Origin of the sequence: Neorhizobium sp. DAR64862/K0K3 (assembly GCF_050500185.1) — a bacterium.
Taxonomy (GTDB): domain Bacteria; phylum Pseudomonadota; class Alphaproteobacteria; order Rhizobiales; family Rhizobiaceae; genus Neorhizobium; species Neorhizobium soli.
The window spans coordinates 148,374-174,871 of sequence record NZ_CP191449.1 but is presented as its reverse complement, the minus strand read 5'-3'; the positions used below and the strand labels follow the sequence as shown (position 1 = coordinate 174,871).

Annotated in this window: 25 protein-coding genes; 11 read left to right on the top strand and 14 right to left on the bottom strand. The window is 62.4% G+C overall.

The window, feature by feature from the left end; genetic code table 11:
• Positions 1-135: 135 nt before the first annotated feature.
• Together ACQY1L_RS00925 and ACQY1L_RS00920 are read right to left on the bottom strand one after the other, a co-directional pair.
• Positions 136-1,524: a sigma 54-interacting transcriptional regulator gene (locus ACQY1L_RS00925; RefSeq protein WP_184654499.1), complete on the bottom strand. Its 1,389-nt coding sequence runs from the start codon at positions 1,522-1,524 to the stop codon at positions 136-138.
• Positions 1,521-3,362 carry a sensor histidine kinase gene (locus tag ACQY1L_RS00920; RefSeq protein ID WP_430242164.1) on the bottom strand — a complete coding sequence of 614 codons (1,842 nt, stop codon included), beginning with the start codon at positions 3,360-3,362 and terminating at the stop codon, positions 1,521-1,523. Before ACQY1L_RS00920 ends, ACQY1L_RS00925 begins: the two co-directional genes overlap by 4 nt.
• A gap of 129 nt (positions 3,363-3,491) precedes the next feature.
• Between ACQY1L_RS00920 and ACQY1L_RS00915 the strand changes: the two genes are divergently transcribed.
• The 3 genes from ACQY1L_RS00915 to ACQY1L_RS00905 all read left to right on the top strand — a co-directional run bounded on the left by ACQY1L_RS00915 (position 3,492) and on the right by ACQY1L_RS00905 (position 5,793).
• Complete coding sequence (locus tag ACQY1L_RS00915; RefSeq protein ID WP_062461499.1) at positions 3,492-3,968, top strand: DUF4126 family protein; 477 nt, start codon at positions 3,492-3,494, stop codon at positions 3,966-3,968.
• A gap of 13 nt (positions 3,969-3,981) precedes the next feature.
• Positions 3,982-5,361, top strand: coding sequence for an FAD-containing oxidoreductase (locus ACQY1L_RS00910; RefSeq protein WP_430244026.1), 1,380 nt, complete (start codon positions 3,982-3,984; stop codon positions 5,359-5,361).
• 210 nt (positions 5,362-5,571) lie between these two features.
• Positions 5,572-5,793 carry a hypothetical protein gene (locus ACQY1L_RS00905; protein WP_062461504.1) on the top strand — a complete coding sequence of 74 codons (222 nt, stop codon included), beginning with the start codon at positions 5,572-5,574 and terminating at the stop codon, positions 5,791-5,793.
• A gap of 14 nt (positions 5,794-5,807) precedes the next feature.
• On the opposite strand, the gene ACQY1L_RS00900 is transcribed toward ACQY1L_RS00905, so the two are convergent.
• Entirely contained in the window at positions 5,808-6,314 is a 507-nt protein-coding gene (locus ACQY1L_RS00900) for a ferritin-like domain-containing protein (RefSeq protein WP_062461507.1), read from the bottom strand.
• Positions 6,315-6,467: 153 nt separating this feature from the next.
• On the opposite strand from ACQY1L_RS00900, the gene ACQY1L_RS00895 reads away from it, so the two are divergent.
• Complete coding sequence (locus ACQY1L_RS00895; protein ID WP_062583051.1) at positions 6,468-8,006, top strand: phospholipase D-like domain-containing protein; 1,539 nt, start codon at positions 6,468-6,470, stop codon at positions 8,004-8,006.
• On the opposite strand, the gene ACQY1L_RS00890 is transcribed toward ACQY1L_RS00895, so the two are convergent.
• Entirely contained in the window at positions 7,977-8,927 is a 951-nt protein-coding gene (locus ACQY1L_RS00890) for a UPF0104 family protein (RefSeq protein ID WP_430242161.1), read from the bottom strand. The genes ACQY1L_RS00895 and ACQY1L_RS00890 overlap by 30 nt on opposite strands.
• Before the next feature lie 61 nt (positions 8,928-8,988).
• On the opposite strand from ACQY1L_RS00890, the gene ACQY1L_RS00885 reads away from it, so the two are divergent.
• Complete coding sequence (locus tag ACQY1L_RS00885) at positions 8,989-9,762, top strand: endonuclease/exonuclease/phosphatase family protein (RefSeq protein ID WP_062581929.1); 774 nt, start codon at positions 8,989-8,991, stop codon at positions 9,760-9,762.
• Here the strand turns inward: ACQY1L_RS00885 and ACQY1L_RS00880 are convergent.
• Entirely contained in the window at positions 9,759-10,664 is a 906-nt protein-coding gene (locus ACQY1L_RS00880; protein WP_430242159.1) for a phosphoribosyltransferase, read from the bottom strand. The genes ACQY1L_RS00885 and ACQY1L_RS00880 overlap by 4 nt on opposite strands.
• Before the next feature lie 61 nt (positions 10,665-10,725).
• Positions 10,726-11,280 carry a helix-turn-helix domain-containing protein gene (locus ACQY1L_RS00875; RefSeq protein ID WP_092659526.1) on the bottom strand — a complete coding sequence of 185 codons (555 nt, stop codon included), beginning with the start codon at positions 11,278-11,280 and terminating at the stop codon, positions 10,726-10,728.
• 95 nt (positions 11,281-11,375) lie between these two features.
• Here ACQY1L_RS00875 and ACQY1L_RS00870 point away from each other — a divergent pair, with 95 nt between their 5' ends.
• Positions 11,376-12,740: an LLM class flavin-dependent oxidoreductase gene (locus ACQY1L_RS00870; RefSeq protein ID WP_430242157.1), complete on the top strand. Its 1,365-nt coding sequence runs from the start codon at positions 11,376-11,378 to the stop codon at positions 12,738-12,740.
• Positions 12,741-12,828: 88 nt separating this feature from the next.
• Positions 12,829-14,031: a pyridoxal phosphate-dependent aminotransferase gene (locus ACQY1L_RS00865; RefSeq protein WP_430242155.1), complete on the top strand. Its 1,203-nt coding sequence runs from the start codon at positions 12,829-12,831 to the stop codon at positions 14,029-14,031.
• Between the two features lie 32 nt (positions 14,032-14,063).
• On the opposite strand, the gene ACQY1L_RS00860 is transcribed toward ACQY1L_RS00865, so the two are convergent.
• Positions 14,064-14,369 carry a hypothetical protein gene (locus ACQY1L_RS00860; protein WP_092659522.1) on the bottom strand — a complete coding sequence of 102 codons (306 nt, stop codon included), beginning with the start codon at positions 14,367-14,369 and terminating at the stop codon, positions 14,064-14,066.
• 78 nt (positions 14,370-14,447) lie between these two features.
• Positions 14,448-14,825 (bottom strand): winged helix-turn-helix transcriptional regulator, encoded by a 378-nt coding sequence (locus ACQY1L_RS00855; RefSeq protein WP_062581919.1) that lies wholly within the window; start codon positions 14,823-14,825, stop codon positions 14,448-14,450.
• 108 nt (positions 14,826-14,933) lie between these two features.
• On the opposite strand from ACQY1L_RS00855, the gene ACQY1L_RS00850 reads away from it, so the two are divergent.
• Complete coding sequence (locus tag ACQY1L_RS00850; protein WP_430242152.1) at positions 14,934-15,995, top strand: SDR family oxidoreductase; 1,062 nt, start codon at positions 14,934-14,936, stop codon at positions 15,993-15,995.
• Between the two features lie 324 nt (positions 15,996-16,319).
• On the opposite strand, the gene alaE is transcribed toward ACQY1L_RS00850, so the two are convergent.
• The 3 genes from alaE to ACQY1L_RS00835 form a co-directional block, all read right to left on the bottom strand.
• Entirely contained in the window at positions 16,320-16,784 is a 465-nt protein-coding gene (gene alaE, locus ACQY1L_RS00845; protein WP_430242150.1) for an L-alanine exporter AlaE, read from the bottom strand.
• 75 nt (positions 16,785-16,859) lie between these two features.
• The gene (locus ACQY1L_RS00840; RefSeq protein WP_430242148.1) at positions 16,860-18,116 is read right to left on the bottom strand and encodes a DUF763 domain-containing protein; all 1,257 of its coding nucleotides are present in this window, start codon (positions 18,114-18,116) and stop codon (positions 16,860-16,862) included.
• Positions 18,117-18,142: 26 nt separating this feature from the next.
• The gene (locus tag ACQY1L_RS00835) at positions 18,143-19,339 is read right to left on the bottom strand and encodes an aminotransferase (RefSeq protein WP_430242146.1); all 1,197 of its coding nucleotides are present in this window, start codon (positions 19,337-19,339) and stop codon (positions 18,143-18,145) included.
• A 90-nt stretch (positions 19,340-19,429) separates the two neighbouring features.
• On the opposite strand from ACQY1L_RS00835, the gene ACQY1L_RS00830 reads away from it, so the two are divergent.
• Positions 19,430-20,089 (top strand): sulfite oxidase-like oxidoreductase, encoded by a 660-nt coding sequence (locus ACQY1L_RS00830; protein ID WP_430242144.1) that lies wholly within the window; start codon positions 19,430-19,432, stop codon positions 20,087-20,089.
• A gap of 456 nt (positions 20,090-20,545) precedes the next feature.
• Here the strand turns inward: ACQY1L_RS00830 and ACQY1L_RS00825 are convergent, their stop codons facing one another.
• From ACQY1L_RS00825 to ACQY1L_RS00815, 3 genes are read right to left on the bottom strand one after another with little or no spacing between them, the layout of a single operon-like run.
• Entirely contained in the window at positions 20,546-22,837 is a 2,292-nt protein-coding gene (locus ACQY1L_RS00825; RefSeq protein ID WP_430261934.1) for a xanthine dehydrogenase family protein molybdopterin-binding subunit, read from the bottom strand.
• Positions 22,834-23,832 (bottom strand): FAD binding domain-containing protein, encoded by a 999-nt coding sequence (locus ACQY1L_RS00820; protein ID WP_430242140.1) that lies wholly within the window; start codon positions 23,830-23,832, stop codon positions 22,834-22,836. The genes ACQY1L_RS00825 and ACQY1L_RS00820 overlap by 4 nt, the downstream gene beginning before the upstream one ends.
• The gene (locus tag ACQY1L_RS00815; RefSeq protein ID WP_062461544.1) at positions 23,825-24,328 is read right to left on the bottom strand and encodes a (2Fe-2S)-binding protein; all 504 of its coding nucleotides are present in this window, start codon (positions 24,326-24,328) and stop codon (positions 23,825-23,827) included. The genes ACQY1L_RS00820 and ACQY1L_RS00815 overlap by 8 nt, the downstream gene beginning before the upstream one ends.
• A 263-nt stretch (positions 24,329-24,591) precedes the next feature.
• Here ACQY1L_RS00815 and ACQY1L_RS00810 point away from each other — a divergent pair, with 263 nt between their 5' ends.
• Both ACQY1L_RS00810 and ACQY1L_RS00805 read left to right on the top strand, forming a co-directional pair.
• Positions 24,592-25,239, top strand: coding sequence for a TetR/AcrR family transcriptional regulator (locus ACQY1L_RS00810; RefSeq protein ID WP_430242138.1), 648 nt, complete (start codon positions 24,592-24,594; stop codon positions 25,237-25,239).
• Between the two features lie 79 nt (positions 25,240-25,318).
• Positions 25,319-26,425: a carbohydrate kinase gene (locus ACQY1L_RS00805; RefSeq protein ID WP_430242136.1), complete on the top strand. Its 1,107-nt coding sequence runs from the start codon at positions 25,319-25,321 to the stop codon at positions 26,423-26,425.
• Positions 26,426-26,498: the final 73 nt, after the last annotated feature.

The window sequence follows — 26,498 nt, the reverse complement described above, 5'->3', positions numbered from 1 at the left end:
ACTGGCCGCAATCAGGCGGGACGCAGCGTTGCTAAGTTTATCGCTGGCGTGCAATGCAGCATGGGTGGATTAGGGAACAATCACATCAAAGCCTGGGTGGAAATCCACCCAGTGCGGGGTTTGGGATATGTTCCGTCACCCGTTCAGATCGTCCTGCAGCATCTGGTCGGCCGAGATCAGGCGCTTGTCGAGCCCGTGTTTCTGCATCTTTTCGTAGAGCGTCTTGCGCGAAATGCCGAGCGATTCGTAGACAGGACGCAGGGCACCGCCATGCGCGGCAATTTCTCCGGCGATCAGGTTGCGCTCGAAGGCTGCCACCTTGTCGGCCAATCGCCCGGCCGGATCGCGAAGCCTGCCGTTGGAATCTGTCGACGGAAGATCGAGACCCAGCACCAGCCGGTCGGCGGCGTTGCGCAACTCGCGGACATTGCCGGGCCAGGCCTGGTCGCCGATCGTCGCGATCACGTCAACGGGCACGTCGAGATCGTCACGGCCGTAGCGGGCGGAGGCTTCGCGAACCAGCTGCAGAAACAGGAGCGCGATATCGGCCCGACGCTCCCGAAGTGACGGCACATGAATGGTCGCGACGTTGAGACGGTAGAGCAGATCAGCCCGGAACCGGCCGGCCGCGACTTCCGCCTCCAGATCCACCTTGCTGGTGGCGATAAAGCGGACATCGAGGGCCACGGTTTCGTTCGAGCCGAGCCTTGTGATGACACGCTCCTGCAGGACGCGCAGGAATTTCGCCTGCAGGTCGAAGGGCATCGAGCCGATCTCGTCGAGCAGGATCGTGCCGCCGCGGCCATGTTCGAACTTGCCGTATCGCGGCCGGATGGCTCCCGGAAAAGCGCCCGCCTCGTGGCCGAACAGTTCGCTTTCGATCAGCGTTTCCGGAAGTGCCGCGCAATTGATGGCGATAAACGGCCGGTTGGCGCGCGGGCTGACATCGTGCAGCGCCCGCGCCACCACTTCCTTGCCGGCACCGGTCTCGCCGATAATCAGCGTATCGGCATCGGTGGCGCCGATCGCGCGGATCCGGTAGCGCAGATCAACCATCACCTGAGTGCGGCCGGGCATGCGGGTTTCCAGATCGTCGCGCTTGCCGGCCACCGCCTTCAGTCGGCGGTTCTCCATGACCAGCGCGCGGCGATCGAGCGCTCTGCGGATGACACCGGCCAGATGCTGCGGCGTGAACGGCTTTTCCAGAAAATCATAGGCGCCCTCGCGCATCGCCTTCACCGCCAGCTGCACATCGCCGTGGCCGGTGACGAGAATGATCGGGATCTCCGCATCGAGTTCGCGCACCCGCTGCAGAAGCGTCATGCCGTCTGTTCCGGGCATGCGGATATCGCTGACGATAACGCCCTCGAAGCCGAAACCGGCGAGTTCGAGAACATGATCGGCATTGGAAAAGGTCTGCACCGAGAGCCCGAACAGCTCCAGGGCCTGGGCGGTGGATCGGCGCAGCTCCTCTTCGTCGTCAACCAGCAAAACCCTTTGCGCCGCATCCCTTGCTTCGCTCACTCGGCAGCCTCCATCAGGTTTTCATCGGCAATGTCGAGCTCGATGGTGAACACGGCCCCCCCATCGGGATCATCGGTGACGGAAAGGCTACCACCGAAATCCTTGACGATGTTGTAGGAGATCGACAACCCGAGGCCGAGACCCTTGCCGATGCCCTTGGTGGTAAAGAAGGGATCGAAGATGCGCTCGCGAATCGATGCCGGCACACCCGGCCCGCCATCGCGCACATGCACCGTCACGGTATCGTGGGTCCGTGACGCCGAGACGGCGATGCGCCGGTCGGCAAGTCCCTCGACCGCATCTGCCGCATTGCCGATCACGTTGACCAGAACCTGCTGCAGACGGATAGAGCCGGCCCGCACCTTCGGCAGGTTGGCGGGGATGTCGACGACGAGATCGGCATCGGCCGCCTTCAGCCGCGCCGCGACGATTTCCAGCGTGTCGTCCATCACCTCCTGCAGCGAGACGGCGCCGAGCTTCTCGTTCGGCTTGCGGGCAAAGTTGCGCAGATGCTTGCTGATCGAGGCCATGCGATCGATCAGCGCCGAAATGCGTCTAACGTTGTCGCGCGCCTCGTCCGTGCGGTCGAGGTCCATCAGCACGCCGGCCGTCTCCGCATAGGTTTTCGCGGCCGCAAGCGGCTGGTTGAGCTCGTGCGACAGTGCCGCCGACATCTGACCGAGGCCGGCAAGCTTGCCGGCCTGGATGAGGTCGGCCTGGGTCTGGCGCAGTCGCTGTTCGGTGGCCCGGCGCTCGGCCACTTCCTCCTCGATCTGGGCATTGACGCGGGCAAGATCGGCGGTGCGCTCGGCAACCCGGTGTTCCAGCGCGTTCTGCGCTTCCGCCTGAAGATGCATGCGCTCGGCAAGTCGCGCCCGGCGCTGCAGGATGACGGCAAGCCCGAGGACGGCGAGACAGAGGGAGAGAAGCAGGGCAGCGACGGTGGTCTTTGCCTGGGCATGCACGGACCCGGTATCCATCAGCACGCTGACGGTCCATCCGGCGTCGGGCATCGGTTGCGACACGACGAGATATTCCCGGTCGCCTCCGTTGTCGGCAATCGTCATCACCTCGTGACCGGCGAATTCGCCGCGCCGCACCGGCAGCTCGCGCAGTTTCGCATCCGCATAGCGCCGCGAGGTCTGGGTGCGGGCGATGCGCCCCGGCGACAGCGGCAGGGTCGTGGCATAGAGCCATTCCGGCCGGCTGGTCATGAAGATGATGCCCTCGGGGTCGGCAACGAAGATGCGGTCTTCGGTGCCTTGGGCGGTCCCCTTCCCCCAGCTGTCCTCGACCAGATCGATATCGACCTTGAAGACGATGACGCCGCGGATCACCCCGGCGATCTCGATCGGCGACGAGAAGTAGTAGCCGCGTTTGAGCGACGTGGTGCCGAGCGCATAAAAGCGAGACTGGCGGCCCTTTGCAGCTTCCTGGAAATACGGACGGTAGGAGAAATTCTCGCCAACGAAACTGACGTCGCTGTCGTAGTTGCTGGCTGCAATGGTCTGCCCGTCCATCGTCATCAGATAGATGTCGGAGGATTTGAGGAGCGCGTTGGTGTCTTTCAAATAGGCGTTGGTGGCGGCCTGCAGGGTTGTGTTGGACGGATCGAGCACGAAAGCCTCGACATTCTGCTGGTCGGCGATCAGGGCCGGCAGCGCCTCGTAGCGCTTCAGGTGCCCGTCGAGACCGGAAACGGCAAGCCTCAGCGTGGTGTTGGCCTGCGCCTTCGCCTCCTCCATGTAGCCGCTCGCGATCATGCCGGCGCCCTGGACATAGATGCCCAGACCGATCATGACCGCCACGCCCGCCGCTGCAAGGATTGCGTATCTCACCAGATGCCGGGCTCCTCCTCCCAACTCGTCCTCGGTCGTCACCTTAAAATCCGGCACTGGCGAATTCCACTAAAACTTGCGAAGACTTGTTTTCACCGGCATCCGTCGGCGGCGGCAAAGGGAATCATCATGAGTTACATGCTTGCACTCGTCATCGGCGCGGTGGCCGGACTTCGCGCCATGACGGCACCGGCGATCGTCAGCTGGGCGGCCGGTCTCGGCTGGCTCGATCTCTCCGGCACCTGGCTCGCCTTCATGGGCTCCAAATGGGCCGTGCTGATCCTCACGCTGATCGCCATCGTCGAATTCATCACCGACCAGTTGCCCTCGACGCCAAGCCGGAAGGTGCCGCAGCAATTCGGTGCGCGCATCTTGACCGGCGCGCTCTCGGGTGCTGCGATTGGAATGCCCTACGGCTACTGGCTGGCCGGCCTCGTCTCCGGCATTATCGGCGCCGTGATCGGCACGCTGGGTGGCGCCGCAGTGCGGGCAAAGCTTGCCGCCCATTTCGGCAAGGATGCACCGGCAGCCTTTATCGAGGACGGCGTGGCCGTCGTCGCAGCCCTGATTGTCATCCTGCTTTTGCCGGGAACGCCGGCCGCCTAACGGAGATCTGAGCATCATGCAGACATTCGACGCGATCATCATCGGTGCCGGACAGGCGGGGCCATCGCTTGCCGGACGCTTCAACGACGCGGGCAAGACAGTTGCCATCATCGAGCGCAAGCATGTGGGCGGCACCTGCGTCAACACCGGCTGCAAGCCGACCAAGACGCTGGTGGCAAGCGCCTACACCGCGCATCTTGCCCGCCGCAGCGCTGATTACGGCATCGGCATCGGTGGCGAGGTGACGGTCGACATGCCGGCTGTGATGCGGCGGGCGTTGAAAGTGACGATGGACAGCCGCGGCAGCAACGAAAGCTGGCTGGAGAAGATGCCCCACTGCACGCTGATCCGCGGGCATGCGCGCTTCGAAATTGCCGACACGATCCGCGTCGGCGACGAGTTGCTGACGGCGCCGCAGATTTTCCTGAATGTCGGCGCCCGCGCCACCATTCCGGATTTCGAGGGCGTCGACGACATCCCCTATATGACCAACAGCGACATCGTCGGGCTGGACAGGGTGCCGGAGCATCTGGTGATCATCGGCGGCAGTTATATCGGGCTTGAATATGCGCAGATGTATCGCCGCTTCGGCGCGAAGGTAACCGTCGTGGAGCGCGGCGAGCGTATCGTCAGCCGCGAGGATGCGGAGATCTCGCAATCCATCCATGAGATGCTGGAAGCCGAAGGGATCGTCATCAGGACCGGCGCCGAATGTATCCGTTTCAGGAAGACCAACGACGGTATCGCAGTCGGCATCAGTTGCGACGAAGGCGCGCCTGAAGTCATCGGCTCCGATGTGCTACTCGCGGTCGGACGCCGTCCCAATACCGACGATCTCGGGCTCGACAAGGTGGGTGTGACGCTCGACGAGCGCGGCTATATCCAGGTAGGAGACGATCTGTCGACCAATGTCGCGGGCATCTGGGCGATGGGCGACTGCAACGGCCGCGGAGCGTTTACCCACACCGCCTACAATGATTTCGAGATCGTTGCGGCCAATCTGTTCGATGGCGAAAGCCGCAAGGTCTCCGACCGTCTGCTCGGGTATGCGCTCTATACCGACCCGCCGCTCGGCCGTGTCGGCATGACCGAACACCAGGCGGTGAAGGCTGGCCACAAGGTTCTCGTCGGCACGCGGCCGATGAGCCAGGTGGGACGCGCCGTGGAAAAGGGCGAGACGATCGGCCTGATGAAGATCGTGGCCGATGCGCAGACGAAAAAGATCCTGGGCGCCGCCCTTCTCGGCACCGGCGGCGACGAGGCGATCCACGGCGTGCTGGACATGATGAATGCCGGCGCGACTTATGATGCCCTGCGCTGGGCCGTGCCTATCCACCCCACCGTTTCGGAACTGTGGCCGACCGTGGTCCAGTCGATGAAGCCGGCAGGCTGACGAAACCATCCGGAATGACGGGGCGTTCACGCGCTGCGGCGCGCTCACTGACAATCCCGTCATTACAGGAATTTAACCTTCTCCCTCCCTTTGCAACGGGGGGGAGTTTGCTTAGACTTCACCCATCGTCGGCACAATCGAAGGCCGCCGGCGACGGGAAGACATCAGAGCGATCTCCCCCAACATCCATTCCACGACGGGAGGCCACAGATGAATACACCTGCATTCAATGCGGCAATGGAACCGCGGGAACTGGATTTCCTGCAGCACGTCTTCGATGCCGCCTGCGCCGAACGCGGCTTGTCTGGCGAAAGCACGGCGGCAAAGAACCTCGCGGCCGAGATCATCGATCTCTACCAGCACGGCGCCTGCGACGAAGGCGCCCTCCAGCATCGGCTGGACCTGTCAGGTCTTCTGAAAAGTCAGGACTGAAGCAGAGGCGTCTACTACCGCTTCGCCTGGAGATCCCGCTCGTCGCGCATCAGGAATATCCGCGTGATGCTGTCGATATTGTCGTTCAGCCATTCCGCCATGTCTTCTTCCTCGGACAGGATGTGTTCGAAGACGGCGACGGCTTCCGGTTCGTCCAGTTCGTCGGCAGCGGCAATCAGCACCTTATAGGTGGCGATTTCCGTGTGTTCGAATGCGAAGGCAGTCGTCATGGTCTTGATGACCTCGTCGCTGACCAGCAATCCGCCGACACCTTGGGCCGTCGCGGCAAGCTTGGCGGTCATGTCCTTGAAGGTCGGCGTCGTCACGGCGAACTTTTCCAGCATCTCGGTCAGCGCCGCGACGTGGCCGCGGGTTTCCTCGAGATGCTCCAGAACGCGGTCCTTGAGATCCGGGTAGCTTTCGATCCGGCGTGCCTGAGCTGTCAGAAGCGTGACTGCCTGTTCCTCCATCGCATGGGCATTGCGTAGCCAAGTAATGAAATTGTCCCGCGCATGCGTCATGTTCACGTCCTCCTCGTTACGTCTTCCCCCGGGTCGATTTGGTACGCAACGACTGTAAACCCGTCAACGTCCGCGATGTTCCAGCGTCCCTGGAACATCCTGCAGCTTAGCGCGTTAATGGGCCACGCAATTGACGGGGGTCAAAAGGTGGACGTGTCTAATTTTTCTTCAAAAACTTCGCCGAGCCAGACAGGCTCTTCCGCACTTTCGTCCTGGCGCCGGTCGGAGCCATCCGGCCGTGCGATCATTCGACCCGGCCGCAACGTCTGGCGCAGCGCCGAGGCCGAGCGCGTCGGCTTCCTGATCGATGGCGAGGAATACTACCAGCGCCTGGACGACGTGTTGAAACAGGCCGAACGGTCCGTGATGATCCTCGGCTGGGACTTCAACCCTGGTATCAAGCTGCGTCCGCGCGACCCTGATTGCCCGACGCTTGGTGCCACGCTGCGCCGCATGGTCGAGGAAAAGCCGGAACTGGAAATCCGCATTCTCGTCTGGGGCATGGGCCCGGTCTATTCCGGCAAGAGCCTGAAGATGTTCGGCAAGATGGACTGGAACGACCATCCGCGCATCGAATTGCGCTTCGATTTCGAGCATCCGCTGCGTGCCAGCCATCACCAGAAAATCGTCGTGGTCGACGACAGGACCGCCTTTGTCGGCGGCATCGATCTGACCGCGCGCCGCTGGGACGACCGCGGGCATGCCTGCATCAACCCGGCTCGGACCTCCCCCGACGGCACGACCTATGGTCCCGTTCACGACATGCAGACGATCGTCACCGGCGATATCGCCCGGCTGATCGGCGACGTGACGCGCCGGCGCTGGAAAAAGGTGACGAAGATCGAGCTCGAACCGGTCACGGTTGCGGGCGAAGCCGCCTGGCCGCAGGATCTCGAACCCAATCTCACGAATTGCCGCAGCGGACTTGCGCTGACCGAACCCTGGAAATGGAAGGGTCGCCGCGGTCATCGCGAGGCGATCAAGCTCACCCATGATGCGCTGAAGGCAGCCGAGCGGCACCTCTATATCGAGACGCAGTATCTCGCCTCCTTCGGCGTGGCGCGCACGCTTGCCCGCAAGCTCAAGGCAGCGCAGGGCCCGGAAATCGTCATCATCGTGACGCGCGAATCCCACGGCTTTCTCGAAAAGCTGATGATGGGCAACAACCGCACCCGCCTGATCCGCCGCCTGAAGCGCGCGGATCGCTACGGCCGGCTGCGGATCTACTACGCCACGACCCCGGATGCCGATGGCAACGATCGCGAGATCATTGTTCATTCCAAGCTGATCGTGGTCGACGACCGCTTCGTGCGGGTTGGCTCGTCCAATCTCAACAACCGGTCGGAAGGGCTCGATACGGAATGCGATATCGCGCTCGAGACCGTCGAGGCTGCGTCGCAAAAGGCAATCCTTGATCTGCGCGACGATCTTCTGGCCGAGCATCTCTGCGCCAACAAGGAAGACGTGTCCCGCATCATTCAGCAGACCGGATCGATGCTGGCGGCGATCGACATCCTGAACGTCAACCCACGTTGCCTGCGGCCGTTCGAGGTGGATACGCTGAAGGGCGAGATCACCTCGCTGATCGGCACCGGCATTGTCGATCCGAAACAGCCGTTCTGGCCGATCCCGGAGATCAAGTCCGGGATCAGGAAGCTGTTTTCACGCCTTTCCTTCCGCCGCGCGGCCTGAATAGGCACTTCCCTGACGCCGGTAATAGGCCTCGCTTGCGATCAGCACCGGTACGCCGATCGCGAGCGGCACGAAGAAGTAGAGGACGCGGAAGGCGATCAGTGCCCCGATCGCCGATGTGCCCGGCAACAGGTTCAGCATGACCGCTTCCAGCACGCCGAGACCGCCCGGCACGTGGCTGACCAGCGCGCCGAGATTTGCGGTCACGTAGGCGCTGGCGACCTGCAGGAATCCGACATCGGTAAACGCAAGCAGCAGCTGGCGGATCGCGGAGGCGACACAGAGGAAATTCAGTGTGCCGACGATGATCTGGCCGATCGCGAGCGACAGATCCGGCGGCGTGAAACGCCAGGAGCGGACGGGCAACGGCCGGCGCACGAAAGCGCAAAGCAGTAGATAGGCAGCCGGCACGGCCAGACAGGCGACGCCGATGGCGGCCCTCTCTCCCCTGCCAAGGCCGAAGAAGTCGTCCGATCCATTGACATCGAGCAGCATGGCAATGCCGCCCAGTGTGGCAAGCCCCAACCCAACAGTCGCGCCGCAAAACACGATGACCTTTGCGATGTCCTGAGGCTGAAGGCCCCAGCGGGAGTAGAACCGGTAACGGACCGCGCCGCTGCTGAGCGCTGCCATGCCGACATTGTGGCCGATCGACAGGCTTGTGAAGGATGCGAGTGCCGTCTTATGGTAGGCAAGCGGCTTGCCCGCATAGCGCACGCCAAGCGCATCGAACATGCCAAGGCAGGCATAGGAGAGAATGACGAAGCCGAACGCGGCCACCAACCGAATGCCGGCGATGGACAGCACGGACTCCTCGATTTCGTCCCATGTGTAGCGTTGCAGGCTGCGGTAGACGAGGAGTGCGGCAAGGCAGACCGCGGCAACCACAAGACATTTGATGAGGGGCCGCCAGATCTTCATTCCATCTCCATTCATGCTGTGCAGGGTGGAACGAAATGACTGTCCAAGGTGTTCCCGCGCTATGATCGATGCGCTTCCCAAACCGCCCTCCGACACCTCGCCTCAAACTTCCTCCCGGCGCCGCCTGAAAATTCTGAGCTACAACGTGCATAGCTGCATCGGCACCGATCGACGGCTCGATCCCGCGCGGATCGCCGACGTCATCTCGGAGTTGAAGCCTGATATTATCGGCCTGCAGGAACTGGATGTCGGCCGCTCGCGCACCGGTGGCGTCGATCAGGTCGATATCATCGCCCGCGAGGTGGAGATGGACTACCATTTTCACGCGGCGCTGCATGTGGCCGAGGAACGCTACGGCGACGCCATTCTGACATCCCTGCCGCTGAAAGTGATCAAGGCCGACATGCTTTCCTCGATCGGCGAGCAGCGCGGCGCAGTCTGGGTGGAAATCGACGTCGGTGGCAAACCGCTGCAGGTCTTCAACACCCATCTCGGACTCCGCGGTAAAGACCGGATGGCGCAGATGACGGAGCTGACGGGCCCGGACTGGCTCGGCGGCCTCGAGAAGGAAAACCCGGCGCGCATCCTGATCGGCGACTTCAACTCGACACCGATCACGAGGACCTACCGGCATGCGGCCAAGCGCCTGACCGATGTGCAGACGGCGCTTGTCAAACCGTGGCGGGCAACGTTTCCGTCCCGCTTTCCGCTGCTTCGGCTCGACCACATCTTTGTTTCCGACAGCATCAAGGTGATCGATGCGGAAGTGGTCTCGACACCGCTGACGCGGCGGGCATCCGACCACTTGCCGTTGTTGGCGACGATTGAAATCTAGTTGAGCAACCGCTCCGACCGTCTGGCTTCCTTGAGCAGCCGGACGACATCCTGATCGGTGGTTTTCAGGAAATCCTTGTAGTGGTCACCGACATCGCCGAATGATGGCGTGATCGACAGGCAGACCACGTCTTCAACCTTGTCCCTGATTGCATCGAGCGTGTCCTGCGAGGCGACCGGTACGGCAAGGGTAATGATCGCGACACCCAGCTGCCTGAGCGCGTGGATGCTGACCTCCATCGACCCGGCATCGGAAAGCCCCTCATCGATCAGAATGACGTGACGCCCGGCAAGATCGTGCTCGTCGGCGTGATCCTCGCCGAAATACATGCGGTGATGGCGGTCGACCTCGGCGATCTGATGCTGCCGCTCCTCGTTAAGATAACCAGGAGGCAGGGGAAAACGCCGCACGCTTGCCTCGTCGATATGGACGATTGGTTCTTTGGCGTCGACCACGGCGCCGATGCTAAATTCCGGGTGGCCGGGGGCAGCGATCCTGCGCAGGATCAAGAGATCGAGATGCAGTCCAAGCCGCTGCGCCACTTCGAACGCCACCGGCACGCCGCCGCGCGGCACGGCGACCACCACGGGATCGCCGGCGACAGAGGACAAGGATTGTGAGATTTGCAGTGCCTCGGCCAGCTGCCGGCCGGCATCACTGCGATCGGCAAACTCAGGCGTTGCCGTTTCCGCCTTGCGGGCCTGCACCCGTTTCCAGAAATGACCCAATCCCAGCATCGCATCCTCCTCCCAGGCTTCGATCCGTTCTTGCGGTGTAACCGACAGGATATCGGATCGTTCCGGGAAAGAAAAGGATTTCACACTTTCTGCGGGAACAAACCGCCAGGGGTTCGTGTTCACGGACTTGTAGGTCGCATCCATCAGCGCGACCGGCAAAGTCACAATCTCCCCAACTGGCGCTTCCTTCGGGAAGCGCCTTTTTCACGTCTGCCGTTCTGCTCCGTTACCTTCGGGAAAGCGCCACAACGTAACGCGCCGGGACCTTACCGGGATTGAAAAAGACGCAGTCGGCGGGCGGCCCCAGCATGAGACAATCGCCCTCCTTCAAAGAATGCAGCACCGTGCCTTCGATAAAATCGAGCGCGCCCGCGAGAAGCCAGATCTGCTGATGCTGGAAGGCGAAGGCGGAGGCCGGATAGGGAACGCGCACGGCAGGCGGCAGCAGAACCTCGATCAGTTCGAGCGGCGCATTGGGCGGCGACAGGGCCCGGCGGGTATAGCCGGTCTCGGGATCGGTCCAGACCGGCTGGCCGGACTGGACGCGGAGCCGCTCCTCGCCGCCTTCCGCCAGTGCCAGAAGCACCGACAGCGGCAGGCCGAAAGCGCCGGACAGCCGGCCGAGCACGGCGGCCGATGGACTGGCCTCGCCACGCTCGATCTTGCTGATCATCGCCTTCGACACGCCGGAGCGTTCGGCGAGGTCCGCAAGCGACCATTTGCGTGTCTCGCGTTCCGTTCTGAGACGCGATGCAATGGCATCTCCAACATCTGCTTCCATGGCTTTATCCGCTTGCCTCCGAACGATCGTCTTCTATAGTGGACGATAGGAACTTATAAGAGACGCACCAGATCTGCAACGCGGGGGAATGCTCTTTGCGCGAAATCCGATTCAACGCCTTCGACATGAACTGTGTCAGCCATATCCAGCACGGATTGTGGACGCATCCGCGCGACCAGTCCAACCGTTACACCGAGCTTGCCTACTGGACGGATTACGCCAAACGGCTGGAGGCCGGCCTGTTCGACGGGATTTTCCTGGCCGACGTGGTGGGCGTCTACGACGTCTACGGCGAAAGCCCGGATGCGGCCTTGAGGGGCGCCGTGCAGGTGCCGGTCAACGATCCCATGCTGCTGGTGCCGGCCATGGCGGCGGTGACGAAGCACCTCTCCTTCGGTGTGACGGCGAACCTCACCTACGAGCAACCCTTCCTGTTTGCCCGCCGCATGTCGACGCTCGATCACCTGACCGGTGGTCGGATCGGCTGGAATATCGTGACGGGCTATCTCGACAGCGCGGCGAAAGCGATCGGCCTCGACGCGCAAATGGCGCATGACGACCGCTACGATCTCGCCGACGAATATATGGACGTGATCTACAAGCTGCTGGAAGGCAGCTGGGACGACGATGCCGTCGTGTTCGACCGCGCCGCCGGTGTCTACGCCGACCCGGCCAAGGTTCGAAAGATCAGCCACGAAGGCCGGCAGTACCGGCTGGACGCGATGCATCTTTCCGCCCCCTCCCCGCAGAGAACGCCGGTTCTCTATCAGGCCGGCTCCTCCACCCGCGGCCGCGCGTTTGCGGCCACCCATGCCGAGTGCGTTTTCGTCAACGGCCAGAAGATGGAAGGCGTGCGCGACCTCGTCGACGATATTCGCTCCCGCGCGATTGCCGGAGGCCGAACCGCCGATGATCTCAAAGTCTTTGTTGGCGCAACGATCATCACCGGCCGCACGGAAAAGGAAGCGCAGGAGAAGTTCGAGGATTATCGCAGCCATGCCAGTTCCGAGGCAGCACTTGTCCATGCCAGCGCATCGCTCGGCATCGATTTTGCGCGCTATGATCTCGACGAACCGATCCAGACCGGCAAAAGCGATGCCATCGTCTCCAATGTCGAGGCGATGACCCGTAGCGCCGGACCGCAATGGACGAAGCGAAAGCTGCTGGACCAGATGATTCTCGGCAGCCGCCAGATGCCGATGGTGGGCTCCGCCGAACAGATCGCCGACCGCCTGCAGGAGTGGATGGAGAAAGCCGATGTCGACGGCTTCAACCTGTCGCGCACCGTGGTGCCGGAATGTTTCGACGACGTGATCGAGCTGGTGATCCCCATTCTGCAGGAACGCGGTGTCTACAAGACCGGCTATCGCGAGGGCACGCTGCGCGAAAAGCTGTTCGGTGCACTGAGACTGCCGGCCCGGCATGTGGGCGGTCGTTACCGGACGGGAAACAAGGATTGAGCGCCAGCACCATCGCCGCGCCATTTGCTCCGGCGCGGCGTATTTGCTAGAGGCGGCCCATCCTAATCCTCGAACATGAGGCCTATTCATGCGCTATGCCACGATCACCGACCGTCTCGCCCATCTCGGTTCAGGCCGCTGGGCGCTGCATCTGACCGCAAGGCGCATGAAGGCCGAGGGGGAGGACGTGGTCGAGCTGACGATCGGCGAGCCTGACGTCGTGCCCGACAAGGCGCTGCTGGATGAAGCCGCGCGCGCCATGTATGCCGGCCGTACCCGCTATTCCAACGGAAGAGGCGAGCCGGATACGCTGAAGGCGCTTGTTGCGAAATATTCGAAACGCCGCAGCAGCGTGACGGAAAAGAATTTCCTCTGCTTTCCCGGCACCCAGAGCGCGCTCTACTGCGTCATGACCGGTCTGGTTGGCGCTGGCGATGGCGTGCTGGTCGGCGATCCGCTTTACGCGACCTATGAAGGCGTGATTGCCTCCACCGGCGCCCATATGATCCCCGTGCCGCTGCGGCCGGAGAAGAAATTCCACATGCAGCCGGACGATCTGGAACGGGCCGTGACGCCGGAAGCACGCGTGCTGCTTCTGAACACGCCGCACAACCCGACCGGTGCCGTTCTGTCAGCCTCCGAAATCGCAAGGATCGGCGAGATCTGCCGCAAGCACGATCTCTGGATCATCTGCGACGAGGTTTATGAACAGCTGATCTTCGACGGCACCAGCTTTGCCTCACCCTTTGACATGGCGGAACTGGCGGAGCGCACGATCGTGGTCTCGTCCATCTCCAAGTCGCATGCGGCACCCGGTTTCCGATCCGGCTGGGCAGCCGGCCCGGAGGAATTTTGCGAACGTCTGCTGCCGGTGTCTGAAATCATGCTGTTCGGCGTGCAGCCCTTCATTGCCGACATGACCGCCATGGCGCTGTCTGAAAACTTCCCGACAGCCGACGTGATGCGCGCCAATTATCACAGGCGCGCCGCGATCGTCGAAACTGTGCTGAAGGGCAACAATCTGGTCAAGCCGATGATGCCGGAAGGTGGGATGTTCATCCTGCTCGACGTGACGGCAACAGGCCTCGGTGGCGAGGAATTTGCTTGGGAACTGCTGCGCGAGGAAAAGGTGGCAGTCATGCCCGGCACATCCTTCGGCGATCAGGCGGCAGGCTTTCTGCGCATATCGCTCACGGTGCCTGATGATGTGCTGGAGGGAGCGATCCGCCGCATCGGCGAACTCGCCGGCCGGATCGCGGCGCGCGAAGAGGCGCCGCCGCATATCCAGTAGTCTCTCACCCGCGGCGACCGCGGGTGGAAGTCTCAGCCGCCGATGTCGCCGGCGTCGGCCTCATGATCGCTCGGGACGCCGGAGCCTTCGGCTCCAGCCGCCTTGCGGGCGCGATTGAGTTCGACGGTTGCCGCATCCGTCTTGCGCACTGACCCATCCTCGCCGGTACCAAAGCTCTTCTCGACCTTGTGGTCAGCCTGTACATCCTCAGCCGCATCGGCGGCCGGGTGGATGCTATCCCTTGACTGTTCGGACACCTTGGGCTGGCTGCTGCCGAACCGGGTCGCTTCCTTGGAAGCCGTATCGGCTGCGGGGTCGACGTCTTTGTGGTCTGACATAGCAAGTCTCCCTTGTTCCAAGGAGAACACGGGCCGGCCACCATCGTTCCATCCGAACTGGGAGGCCCAATCCCTGATCTAGGCTCCCTCGCCCTTCTTCGCTTTGAGCGCGTCCAGCGCATCGGCATTGTCTCGACCCCAACCGTAGAGCAGATCGATCAGCTCGACGAAACGCTTGCCGAGCGGCGTCAGCGTATAGTCGACTGCCGGGGGCACCGTGCCATAGACGCGCCTGATGACAAGACCCGAGGCTTCCATGTCGCGCAGGGTCTGGGTCAGCATCTTCTTGGAAATGCCGGGCAGGCTGCGCAGCAGAACGCCGGTCCGCGCACAGCCCTCCAGCCGCGTATCGAGCACATGCAGGATCATGCTCGTCCATTTCGAGGAGAAAAGGTCGAGGACGCGGCGCGGTGCGCAGTCTTCGCGCCATTCGTTGTCAGGTGAGCCTGGCTGCATGATCTGTTCCCCATCTGGTTACGTCAGGGTGCCTATGTCCCATTCGGGTGCCTTCTGGCACAGTCTGCCGCAAGACACTAGATCAGGCTCAGAACGACAGGAGCAATTATGACAAAAAAAGCATTGATCGTGGGCGCAAGCGGCATTGTCGGCAGCGCAACAGCAAAGGTTCTGGGCGACGACGGCTGGCAGGTTCTCGGCCTGTCGCGCACACCGCAGCAGCAGACGAACGTGACACCGGTGGCCGCGGATCTTCTCGATCCGGCCTCGCTTTCGAAAGCGCTGGCGGGTCTTGATCCCTCGCATGTGTTCATCTCGAGCTGGCTGCGGCAGTCGACGGAAGCCGAAAACATCCGCGTCAATTCGTCGATGGTACGCAACGTCCTCGACGCGCTGTCTCCGGCAGGCTCGGTCAAGCACGTGGCGCTGGTGACGGGCCTCAAGCATTACCTCGGACCGTTCGAGAACTACGGCAAGGGCGCCCTGCCGCAGACGCCGTTCCGCGAGGAACAGGGCCGGCTTGAGGTTGATAATTTCTACTACGCCCAGGAAGACGAAGTGTTTGCGGCAGCCGCCCGCGACGGCTTTACCTGGAGCGTCCATCGCCCGCACACGATCGTCGGCAAGGCTGTCGGCAATGCCATGAACATGGGCACGACGCTTGCCGTCTACGCTGCCATCTGCAAGCACACCGGCCGCCCCTTCCGCTTCCCGGGCGTCGAGATGCAGTGGGAGGGGCTGACCGACATGACCAGCGCCAACCTTCTCGCCCGCCATCTCCTCTGGGCTTCCACCACCCCGGGTGCAGCCAACGGCGAATTCAACGTCGTCAATGGCGATGTCTTCCGCTGGAAGTGGATGTGGAGCCGCATCGCCGCTTGGTTCGAGCTGGAACCCGCCACCTTCGACGGGACCGTGCAGCCCCTTGAAAAGCAGATGGCCGAGGATGCCGCGATCTGGCGCGCGATTGCCGAACGCCACAATCTGGCCGAACCGGACATGAACCGCCTCGTATCGCCCTGGCATACGGACGCCGATCTCGGACGCCCTATCGAAGTCGTCACCGACATGTCGAAAAGCCGTCGTCTCGGCTTCCTCGAATATCAGCCGACCGACGACGCCTTCTTCGATCTGTTCGAAGATCTGCGCGCAAACCGTCTGATCCCGTAAGGCAGCGAGCGCCAATAGAATCATGTGCCCGGGGATTTCTTCCCGGGCGCATCAGACTGCTGGTTTATCTAACAATTCTGCAGGTTACTTGGGAAACTGAGCCTGTCACCAAACTCCCCTCATCCTCGCCCTTGTGGCGGGGATCCAGTCAGCTCAAGTCCTTGAGCTGAAGGAGTCTTTGACCCGACGGACGTCGGGTCGCTGGATCCTCGCCACAAGGGCGAGGATGAGGGAGGGTGGGGTATCGCTCCCGTGAAAAAAGCTTCTTCAGAGTTCGTCAGCAGTCTCGGTGCCCGGGCATTTTCTTCCCCTGGCACCACCCACTCACGTGTTGAGAGACATCGGCTTCGTTCCGCCCGGCGACAGGCCGAAGCGGCGCCTGATGAAGTTGAGGAAGGCTCCGTAGGGCCGCCCAGATGCCAGCATGATCACGATCACACCCAGTGTTCCCCGCAAAAGTTCGGCACTATCAGCACCGGTGATGGCGAGGATCGCCGCATAGAGCGGCACCTGGAAGCTGACGAGCGCAAGCGTATCCCACAGGATCTGTGACATGCGCCCGGGGCCGGCAAAGCGCATTACCCAGTCTCGCCAAAGCCCGTATGGACGTCCCGAGGGAACCATCAGCACGGCACCGAGAAGGCGCGCGTCAAAAACCTGCTCCCAGCTCATTCCTGCAACGAACCGCTCGTTGATGATGCCGGTCGTGGTGAAGAACAGGATGAGGGCTAACGTATCGGCCACGAACGATCGCCACCCGGCGCTTCGCGTCTCCGTTTCATGCGACAAATTGCTGGTCTCCCGGCCGCCTCTGGAACGAGGAGCCTTCAGTTTCGGTGGATATGGGACGAGCGCAGAAGGCAATTACCCCGTCCGTTTATCGTCTTCTGCCTCAGGCTCCCATCCGAACACACTCCGCCCGCCCCATTCGTGCGAGCGGGAAAATTCGCCGGCGACGATTTCCTTGAGGTCGGGGCCGGTCACGTATCTCTCAAGCTGGCGGGCCTGGTCGTCTAGGCGGCGCAACGCCTGCATTTCCTCGTCGCGGCCAAGCCTTGCCTTGCCGACGGCCGATTTCATCACCCTGATCGTCTCGTCATAGACCCGGATCGGCACCGGGAACGGATGCCGGTCCTTGCCGCCATGGGCGAGTGAAAACCGCGCCGGATCGGAAAACCGGCATGGCGCGCCGTGCACAACTTCGGCGACCATCGCGAGCGCCGACACGGTGCGGGCGCCGACGCCGGGCGTCAGAAGCAGATCCTCGAAATCTTTTGGGCCGCGATCGGCAGCGGCGGCAAGCGTGCCATGCAGGCGCCTCATGTTGACGTCTTCCTGCCGGACGTCGTGATGGTCAGGCATGATCAGATGCGGCAACATCGGCTGCGACAGATCCTTCTTGCGCTGCCGGCCCGGATCGATGGCGATCACCTCGCGGACGATGCGGTCGGGGCTAAGCGATGCGAGCAGATCGAGTTGACCATGGCGCGAGGCCTCTGCCCGGTGATCGGCGAGGTTGACGATGTCGCCCTGGCCGCGGCCCTCGATCGCTGCATGCGGCGAATCCACGAAGCTTTTGAGGCCCTGCGACTGCCAGTGATAGCGCCGCGCCTGCTTCCTGTCGCCGTTCATGCCCTGCTGGACGACGACCCATTTGCCATCGTCGGTGACGATGAAACCGTGCAGGTAGAGATCGAAACCGTCCTGCACGGCGGCGCTGTCAACCTTGGCGACGAGCCGGCTGGTCTTGGCAAGGGCAAAGCCATCGATGCCGACGCGGTTGCCGATGGCGATCAACTCGTCCGGCGTCTGCCGCGAATTGCGACCGCGACCGCCGCAGACATGAATACCGAGTTCGCCGGACATCGGCGTCAGCCCGCGTTTGAGTGCGCCGATGACGCTGGTGGTGATGCCGGATGAATGCCAGTCCATGCCCATCACCGCCCCGAAGGACTGGAACCAGAACGGATGTGCCAACCGGCTGAGCAATTCGTCACGGCCGTAGTGCAGAACGATGGCTTCGGTGATGACGGCGCCGAGCTTGGTCATGCGGTCGCCCAGCCACCGGGGAACCCGGCCACCATGAAGCGGAAGATCGGCGCTGCCTGCTCTCTGAACCATGGTCCCTTATAGAGCCGGCAGCCGCTTTACGACAGCGAAAAGTTCCGTAAACGTTCTTCCAGAAGACCGATGGTTTCGACATCCGCATTGGCAAAGGCAAACCGCAGATAGCCATCCTGGCCTTGCCCGAAATAGACGCCGGGGATGCAGCTGATGCCGGCGCGTTTGGCGAGCTGTTCGGCCACTTCCGCCGAGCCCCTGCCCGGGAAGGGATGCCGCACGAAGGCGAAATAGGCGCCGATCGCATCGAGCTTCCAACCGGAGACGCCGCGCATGACGGCTTTCAGCGCTTCGGCACGGCGGCCGATTTCCTGGCGGTTTTCCTCCCGCCAGGCGGTGAGCAACGGCAGCGCTTCGGCAACCGCTGCCTGGGCGGCTCTCGGCGCGCAGATCTGCAGATTGTCCATGATCTTGGCGATCTGGCCGATCGCCGCCTCGCCGGCGGTGATGGCACCGAGACGATGGCCGGGGATGCAGAAGGATTTGGAAAAGCTGTAGAGGCTGATCAGCGTTTCTTCCCATCCGGACTGCGAAAACAGGCCATGGGCACGGCTTCCCGCTTGCGGCAGAAAATCGCGATAGGTCTCGTCGAGGATCAGCCAGATGCCTTTTTCCTGGCATAGCCTAAAGATCGCCTCGAGCAGCGACGCAGGATAGATGGCGCCGGTCGGATTGTTGGGCGACACCAGCGCCAGCGCCTTGACCCCATCGGTCATCGCCGCTTCGAGCGACACCAGATCCGGCAGGAACCCGTTTTCGGCAGAACAGGGCACGAAGGCGGTGCCGATGCCCATCATCGCAAGCGTCGTTTCATGGTTGAAATAGAACGGCTCGGTCATCAGGATGGTGCTGCCGGGACCGGCAACCGTCATCGCCGCGCAGACGAAAGCCTGGTTGCAGCCGGAGGTGATGTGGATGTTTGTCTCGGCAAGCGCTGCGCCATAGACCTCGGAGACGTGGCTTGCATAGGCGGTGCGCAGAACCGTTTCGCCCTCGATCGGGCCGTAGCCGGTATAGGCTTTTGACGACGCCGTCTCGCCCAGAAGCCGCAGCATGTCCGGATGGGCAGGATAGCCGGGCACCGCCTGCGACAGATCGATCAGCGGCCCCAGAGCCTTGTCATAGGCACGCCCCCAGGCCGCGACGGCTGGAACCGGTGGCAGCGACAGTTGTTCGATCAAGGGGTTGAAGCGGGCATTCAGGCGCGGATGGGTGGCGGGCATGGGGTCTCGACGAAATCTCGGGCGGTGGCGTCAGGAATTGATTGCCCTTGTTGTTTATCAGATTATCCTCCGAGGCAAGGAGAACCACTTATGGACGACAATCTTCCGCAGGATTCCAAGCTCACCAGCACCAAGCGCAAATGGGCTGATGAGGGAAAATTCCTGACCGGCCGGCATGCACGGCCAGATACCGATCGCCTGCCGCCGGGCCAGCATCTGGTCAAGAACTGGCCGGTGCTCGATCTCGGCCAGCAGCCCAGCATTTCGCCGTCACAGTGGAAGCTCGACATCTACGGGCTCGTCAACAAGCCGACGACCTTCAACTGGGACAGTTTCCAGGCACTGCCGCAGACCGAGATGCGCTCCGATATCCATTGCGTGACAACATGGTCGCGCTACGACAACGACTGGAAGGGCGTCTCCACCCGCGACCTGCTCGATGCCGTGGAGCCGACCGACAAGGCGACCGCGGTGATGCTGACCGCTTATGACGGCTACACGACAAACGTTCTCCTCTCCGATTTCGCAGTTCCCGACGCGCTCATCGTGACCCACTGGGACGGCAAGCCGCTGACCGAAGAGCATGGTGGACCGGTGCGCCTTGTCGTGCCGCATCTCTATTTCTGGAAAAGCGCCAAATGGCTGAAGCGGATCGACTTCCTCGGCATCGACAATGCCGGCTTCTGGGAAAAGAACGGCTACCACATGCGCGGCGATCCCTGGGCCGAGGAACGGTATTCGGAGGATTGAGCGGCGTCGGCCTATCCCGTTGCTTTGCCTTGAAGAATATGCAACGGAAAGTTGATCACCCTTCCGTTGCTCCAGGAATTTTCATGCGTCCGATAGCCCTAGTCTTACTGAGCTTTCTCGTTGTCGGCTGCAGTCCTGGTGAACGAATTGGAGAGGTCATGATCAGGACAGATGCGGCGGGAAAAATGGCCACAGTTTCCATGAGGAAATCGACTGGAAATCCCAAGGCAGATGCCCGCCTCATGCTATTTGCACGTACTACGTTTCCTTCCAGAGTTCCGGATGCAAAGCCTAACCACAGCTACATCAATGCGGTCGTTGGTGATCCGAAAACAAGTTCTGGCGACGTAAGGGTGTGGGGACCGCTTGGGTTGCGGTAACACCGCAAGCGACGTTTAAGCCAGCTGATACCGCCCAATGTGGGAAGGGCTGCCGCCAGAGCGACAGCCCAGGAGATCACATCAGCTTTTCGAGCGTGATCGGCAGGTCGCGGATGCGTTTGCCTGTCGCGTGGAAGACGGCGTTGGCGATTGCCGGGGCGACGCCGACGATGCCGACTTCGCCAACCCCTTTGCCGCCGAGCGTGGATGCGTCGAGATCCGGCACGCCGACCGAGATCACCTCGATATCCGGAATGTCGGCATTGGTCGGCACCAGATAGTCGGCCATGTTGCTGTTGATGGTGCGGCCGTTGCGCGGATCGACGACACCTTCCTCCAGCAGCGCCTGGCCAATGCCCATGATGATGCCGCCCTTCCACTGGCTTTCCACCAGCTTCGGATTGTAGAGGCGGCCGCAATCGAAGGCGGAGACCATGCGCGAGACCCGGATCGTCCCGAAATCCTCGTCGATCCGGACTTCGACGAAATGGGCAGCCCAACTGTGCATGGAAAGATCGCCCGAGGTCGGCCCCTGCACCTTGGACATGGTGGTCCAGGCCTGTTTCTGATCATCAGGCGACTGCGCGTTTTCGGCAAGCGTGTTGCGGCGGATCTCGAGCTCATTGCGGCCAACAGCCTGCATCAGCTCCTGCAGCGACAGCGATGGTCCACCGCCGCGCGATGCCTCGATCCGCCCGCCAACCAGAGAGAGCGTGTTGGCGCCGGTATCGCGGAACGGCGAGCCGGTCTCGTTGAGCGCAAGGCCGATCAGTTCGTCGCGGACTGCGATCGCTGCCTTGTGCACGGCACCGGTGATGGATCCCGCCAGCATCGATCCGCCGGCAATCGATGAGCCGGGCATGCGGCTGTCACCCAGGAGCACGTCGACCTGCGAGACCGGCACGCCGAGTGCTTCGGCTGCCGTCTGGGCAAGGATCGTATAAGTGCCCTGCCCCATGTCGATCGAGCCGCTGACCACCTCGACGCGGCCGTTCGCGAGCACGCGGATCATCGCTTCCGACGGTGCCCGGATGACCGGAAACGTGCCGCAGCCGATGCCCCAGCCGATCAGCGTCTTGCCGTCCCGCATCGAGCGGGGCTGATGGCTGCGCTTTTCCCAGCCGAAGGCGGCTGCCCCTTGCGTCAAGGCTTCGCGCAGCATCCGCGTCGACCAAGGCTTGCCGGACTGATAGTCGTGATCGGCATAGTTCTTCAGCCGCAGTTCCAGCGGATCCATATCGAGCTTGTAGGCAAGCTCTTCCATGGCGCTTTCGATGCCGTAGGCGCTGGGGTTCTTGCCCGGGCCCCTCAGCGCGCCGGGAGTGACGGTGTTTACCGGCACGACGCGCGACTGGGAGGAGAAGTTTTCCACCTTGTAGAGGATGGGCGTCGCTGCCCCCGTCTGTTCCGGGTAATCCATATAGACTGACGTCTCGGTCCGGCCGCGATGGACGATCGCCTGCAGCACACCGTCTTCGGAAGCGCCGAGCGCGATCGTCTGGCGGGTTGCCGCACGACCGCCGTAGCTAGTGAAGTTCTGCGGCCGTGTGACGGCAAGCTGGACCGGCCGGCCGAGCTTCCTGGCTGCCGCAACCGCCACCGCGCCATAGGCGAGCGGCTGGCCCTTGGAGCCGAAACCGCCGCCGATATAGGGCGAGATGATCCGCACCTTTTCGTAGTCCATGGCGAACCATTCGGCATACATGCGGGCCATGCCGTGCGACCACTGGCTCGGTTCCCAGATCGTCAGCTCGTCGCCGTCCCACTTGGCGGTCAGCCCGTGCGGCTCCATGGCGCAGTGGTATTCGCGCGGCGTGCTGTATTCGCTTTCGATCCGGACCGGCGATGCCGCAAGGGCGGCTTCCGCATCTCCCCAGCCGATGGTGAGATTGTCCATCAGCTTGCCGTCGCCAGCCGCCGGATCGTCGATGCTCATGACCGGCGACGTTTCCTCATAGGTGACGACAACAAGCTTTGCGGCTTCCGTCGCCTGTTCGCGGCTTTCGGCAATCACGGCTGCAATCGACTGACCGTTGAACTGCACCTCGCGCGGCAGCGGATGATAGGGCTTGTCTTCCGGCCGGTTGCCCTGCCAGTCGGCTGAGACACGCAGTCCGAGATCGTCTTCCGGTGTCAGCACCATCAGGACGCCGGGCGAGGCGAGCGCTCTGCTCGCATCGACGTTGACGACGCGGCCTGCAGCAATCGTGCTCTGCACGAGAGCCGCGTGGGCGAGGTTATCGATCGGGTATTCCAGCGCATAGGTGGCAGCACCTGTGAGCTTGAGGCTGCCTTCGAACCGGGTCAGACGTCCGCCGACCATGCCATCGGAGGCATCGCCGTGTTTGCGGGGGGGCATAATAGTCATGCGAGACCTCCAGATTTGTCCGTCGAGACCGTCTCGATCGCCCGGGCGACGACCCGCGGCACAAGATCGATCTTGTATTGAGTGTCGCCCTGAGCAACGGCGCCCTCCATGGCAAGCAGGCTTGCTGCTTTGATGGTGGCATCGTCGAGCACTTTGCCGATCAGCGCCTGTTCGATGGCGCGCGCCCGCCATGGCTTGGTGGCAACGCCGCCAAGTGCCACGCGGATATCCTTGACCGTGCGGCCATCGTCTTCCAGTTCCAGGCCGACGGCCGCGCTTGCGGCTGCAAACTCGTAGGACTGGCGATCGCGGACCTTCAGGTAGGTGGAGTTTTTCGCGGCAGCGCTTTTGGGGATCGACAGGCCGACGATCATCTCGCCGGGCTGAAGCACGGTTTCCCGGTCCGGGGTATCACCGGGCAGGAGGAAGAACTCGTCGAACGGTACCGTGCGAGATCCAAGATCGACGACCGCGTCGAACGCGACCAGCGCAACGGCCAGATCGCCGGGATTGGAGGCGAGACAGTGCTCGCTGGTGCCGAGAACCGCATGGTTGCGGGTGATGCCGCCAAGCGCCGAACAGCCAGAGCCGGGATTGCGCTTGTTACAGGCCGGGAACGTGCCCGGATCGCGGAAATACGGACAGCGCGTACGCTGCATCACGTTACCGCCGATCGTCGCCATGTTGCGCAGCTGCGCCGACGCCGCAAGCAGCAGCGATTCCGAGACAGCCGGGAGTTCCGCTTTGATGCCCGCATGATCGGCAACGTCAGACATACGGGAAAGCGCGCCGATGGTGACCGCCTTTGGCATGACCTCGATGCCGGAGAGCCCTTCGAGATGGGAGATATCGACGACCGTTTCCGGTTCGGCAACGCCGCATTTGGCAAGGTCGATCAGGGTCGTGCCGCCGGCCAGAATGGATGCCCCTGCCTGCAGCACCGCCTGGCGGGCTTCATCGAGGGTGGCTGCACGAAGATAGGAAAAATCACGCATCGGCCATCTCCTTCGTTGCAGGAACGACGGCCTGCGCCGCTTGGCGCACCGCAGCGACGATGCTGTTATAGGCACCGCAGCGACAGAGATTGCCGGACATGTATTCGCGGATTTCCGCATCCGATCCCGCATGACCCTCGCGAATGCAGGCGACTGCCGACATGATCTGTCCGGGCGTGCAATAACCGCACTGGAAAGCGTCCTGCTCCAGGAAAGCCGCCTGAACCGCATGCAAGGTTCCGTCGGCCCCGGACAGTCCTTCGATCGTTTCTACCTGACGGCCTTCGACTTGGGCCGCCAGGGTGAGACAGGATAACACCCGTCTGCCATCCACATGGCAGGTGCAGGCGCCGCACTGGCCCTGGTCGCAACCCTTTTTGGTTCCGGTGAGAACAAGATGGTCGCGCAGCGCATCGAGCAGCGTCACGCGCGGCTCGACATCGAGGTCGTAACCCTTGCCGTTGATATCGAGGTTGAGGTGAATGGTTCGTGTCATGACAGGCTCCTGCAATCTTCACGAAGAGAATTTCAAAGAATTAGGCTGGACCGGCCGTCTGGCGAGGGCATGGGTCCCTGATATCGTCTAAACGCGCGCCGCCGATCGCGGTCGATAAGGCGGAGCGACATCTTTCGACATGACATCCGGCCGCCTTCTGATCTAAAAAGACATATGCGCCGCCTCAAACGGAGGCAACTCCGTTTAAACTAGCCGCTCGCTGAGATCAGTCAAGGCTGGATTTCGAAAACATCCGTTTCAGGATGCCGGAAACCAGGATTACGACCCCAGAGAGCCTAACCACTGGAACAGGATTTCGGGCTTTGGCCACGCCGAAAAATGCACAGACCCCGGCTCCGAAACTTCGCGCGGACGCTCGCCGCAACCGCGACAAGCTGGTCGAGGTGGCAGCGCAGGCATTTGCGGAAAAGGGCGTCGAGACCTCATTGGAAGAGATTGCCCGCCAGGCCGGCGTCGGCATCGGCACGCTCTATCGGCATTTCCCGACCCGCGAACATCTGGTCGAACTCGTCTATCGCCGCGAGCTGACGGCACTGGCGGCAGCAGCGGACGAACTTGCAGCCACCCACCCGGCCGACAAGGCACTGGAGCTCTGGATGCTGCGCTTCGTGGGCTATATGGCGACCAAGCGCGGCATGGCCAACAGCCTGAAAATCATCGCCAGTTCCAACACGACACTGTTTGCGGAGGGGTTCGGGACCATCCGGCAGGCACTCGACAGGCTCCTAACAAACGGCCGCGAGGCAAATCTCATCCGCAGCGATATCGGCCAGGCGGATCTGATGCACGCCATGTCGAGCATCTATTCCATTCCCGACTCCCCCGAATGGCGCGCCAGCGGCAATCGCCTGATCATGCTTTTGATGGACGGCCTGCGGGTTCGCAGCTGACGGCGTGAAGCGCGCGCAAAACAACTGTTGACGCGATGAACAGTTGTTTATAAACCGTGATCCTTCACGGGAAGCCACGATGGACGATCTCACCAGCCAGGAAGCCGCCGTTCTCGGCATTATCAGGGACAATCCTTTTGCGGGACAGCAGGAGATTGCCGAGATGCTGGGGCTCGCCCGCTCCACGGTGGCAGCGCATATCGTGCAGCTGATGCAGAAGGGCCATGTTCTCGGCCGCGGCTATGTGATGCCGCAGCCCTCGCGCGCGATCTGTCTCGGCGGCGCCGTTCTCGACCGGAAATATCACGCGAAGCAGGAGATCGTTCAGGGCACGTCCAATCCGGTCGACAGCACCCGCTCCATGGGTGGCGTTGCCCGCAATGTCGCCGAAAACCTCGCCCGTCTTGGCACGCAAACCGGTTTCATCTCGATCGTCGGCGACGACGAGGGAGGCCGCACGCTGATGACCTATATGCGCGAGCGCGGCATCGACGTCAGCCAGATGATCATCAGCACCGAGCGCCCGACCGCTGAATATGCGGCCATCCTCGATCCGCGCGGCGATCTCGCGCTCGGCATCGCTGACATGGGCATATTCGACCTGCTGCGACCCGAACATCTCGACCGCGTCTGGCCGCATCTGGCTTCCGCAAGCTTCGTGTTCTCCGACTGCAACCCGCCCGCCGAAACACTGGCAGCGCTGATCACGCGCAGGCGCGACGCACGCTTCCGGCTTGCCATCGACGCCGTCTCCACCGTCAAGGCCATGCGCCTGCCGAAGGATTTGACCGGTATCGATCTGCTGTTCATGAATATCGACGAGGCGAACGCCATTCTCGGCCTGTCGGCCCGCGAGACGATCAACGACGCACTGAAGGCGGCACACGGCCTGCAGAAGGCCGGCGCCCGCGAGGCGGTGGTGACGATGGGGGCAGCCGGCATTGCGGTTGCCGGCATCGATGCTTCAGCCAGTTTCGAAGCCGTCGAAGCAAAAGCGATCGACATGACCGGCGCCGGCGACGCGATGATTGCCGGAACCCTGCACCGGGTGATTGCCGGCGACGACATCCACACCGCTGCCCGCATCGGCGCGCTGGTGGCGACGCTCACCACCGAAAGCGCTGCAAGCGTCCACCCCGAACTCTCCGAGGCCTTTTTGCAGGCCCATATGCACCGTTTGTCCTGAAGTACGGAAGTGCTTCCAGTGTTTAATCCCAACGCAGGTCCAGACGCAAAACCGCTTCACGGCTTTGCCGGAA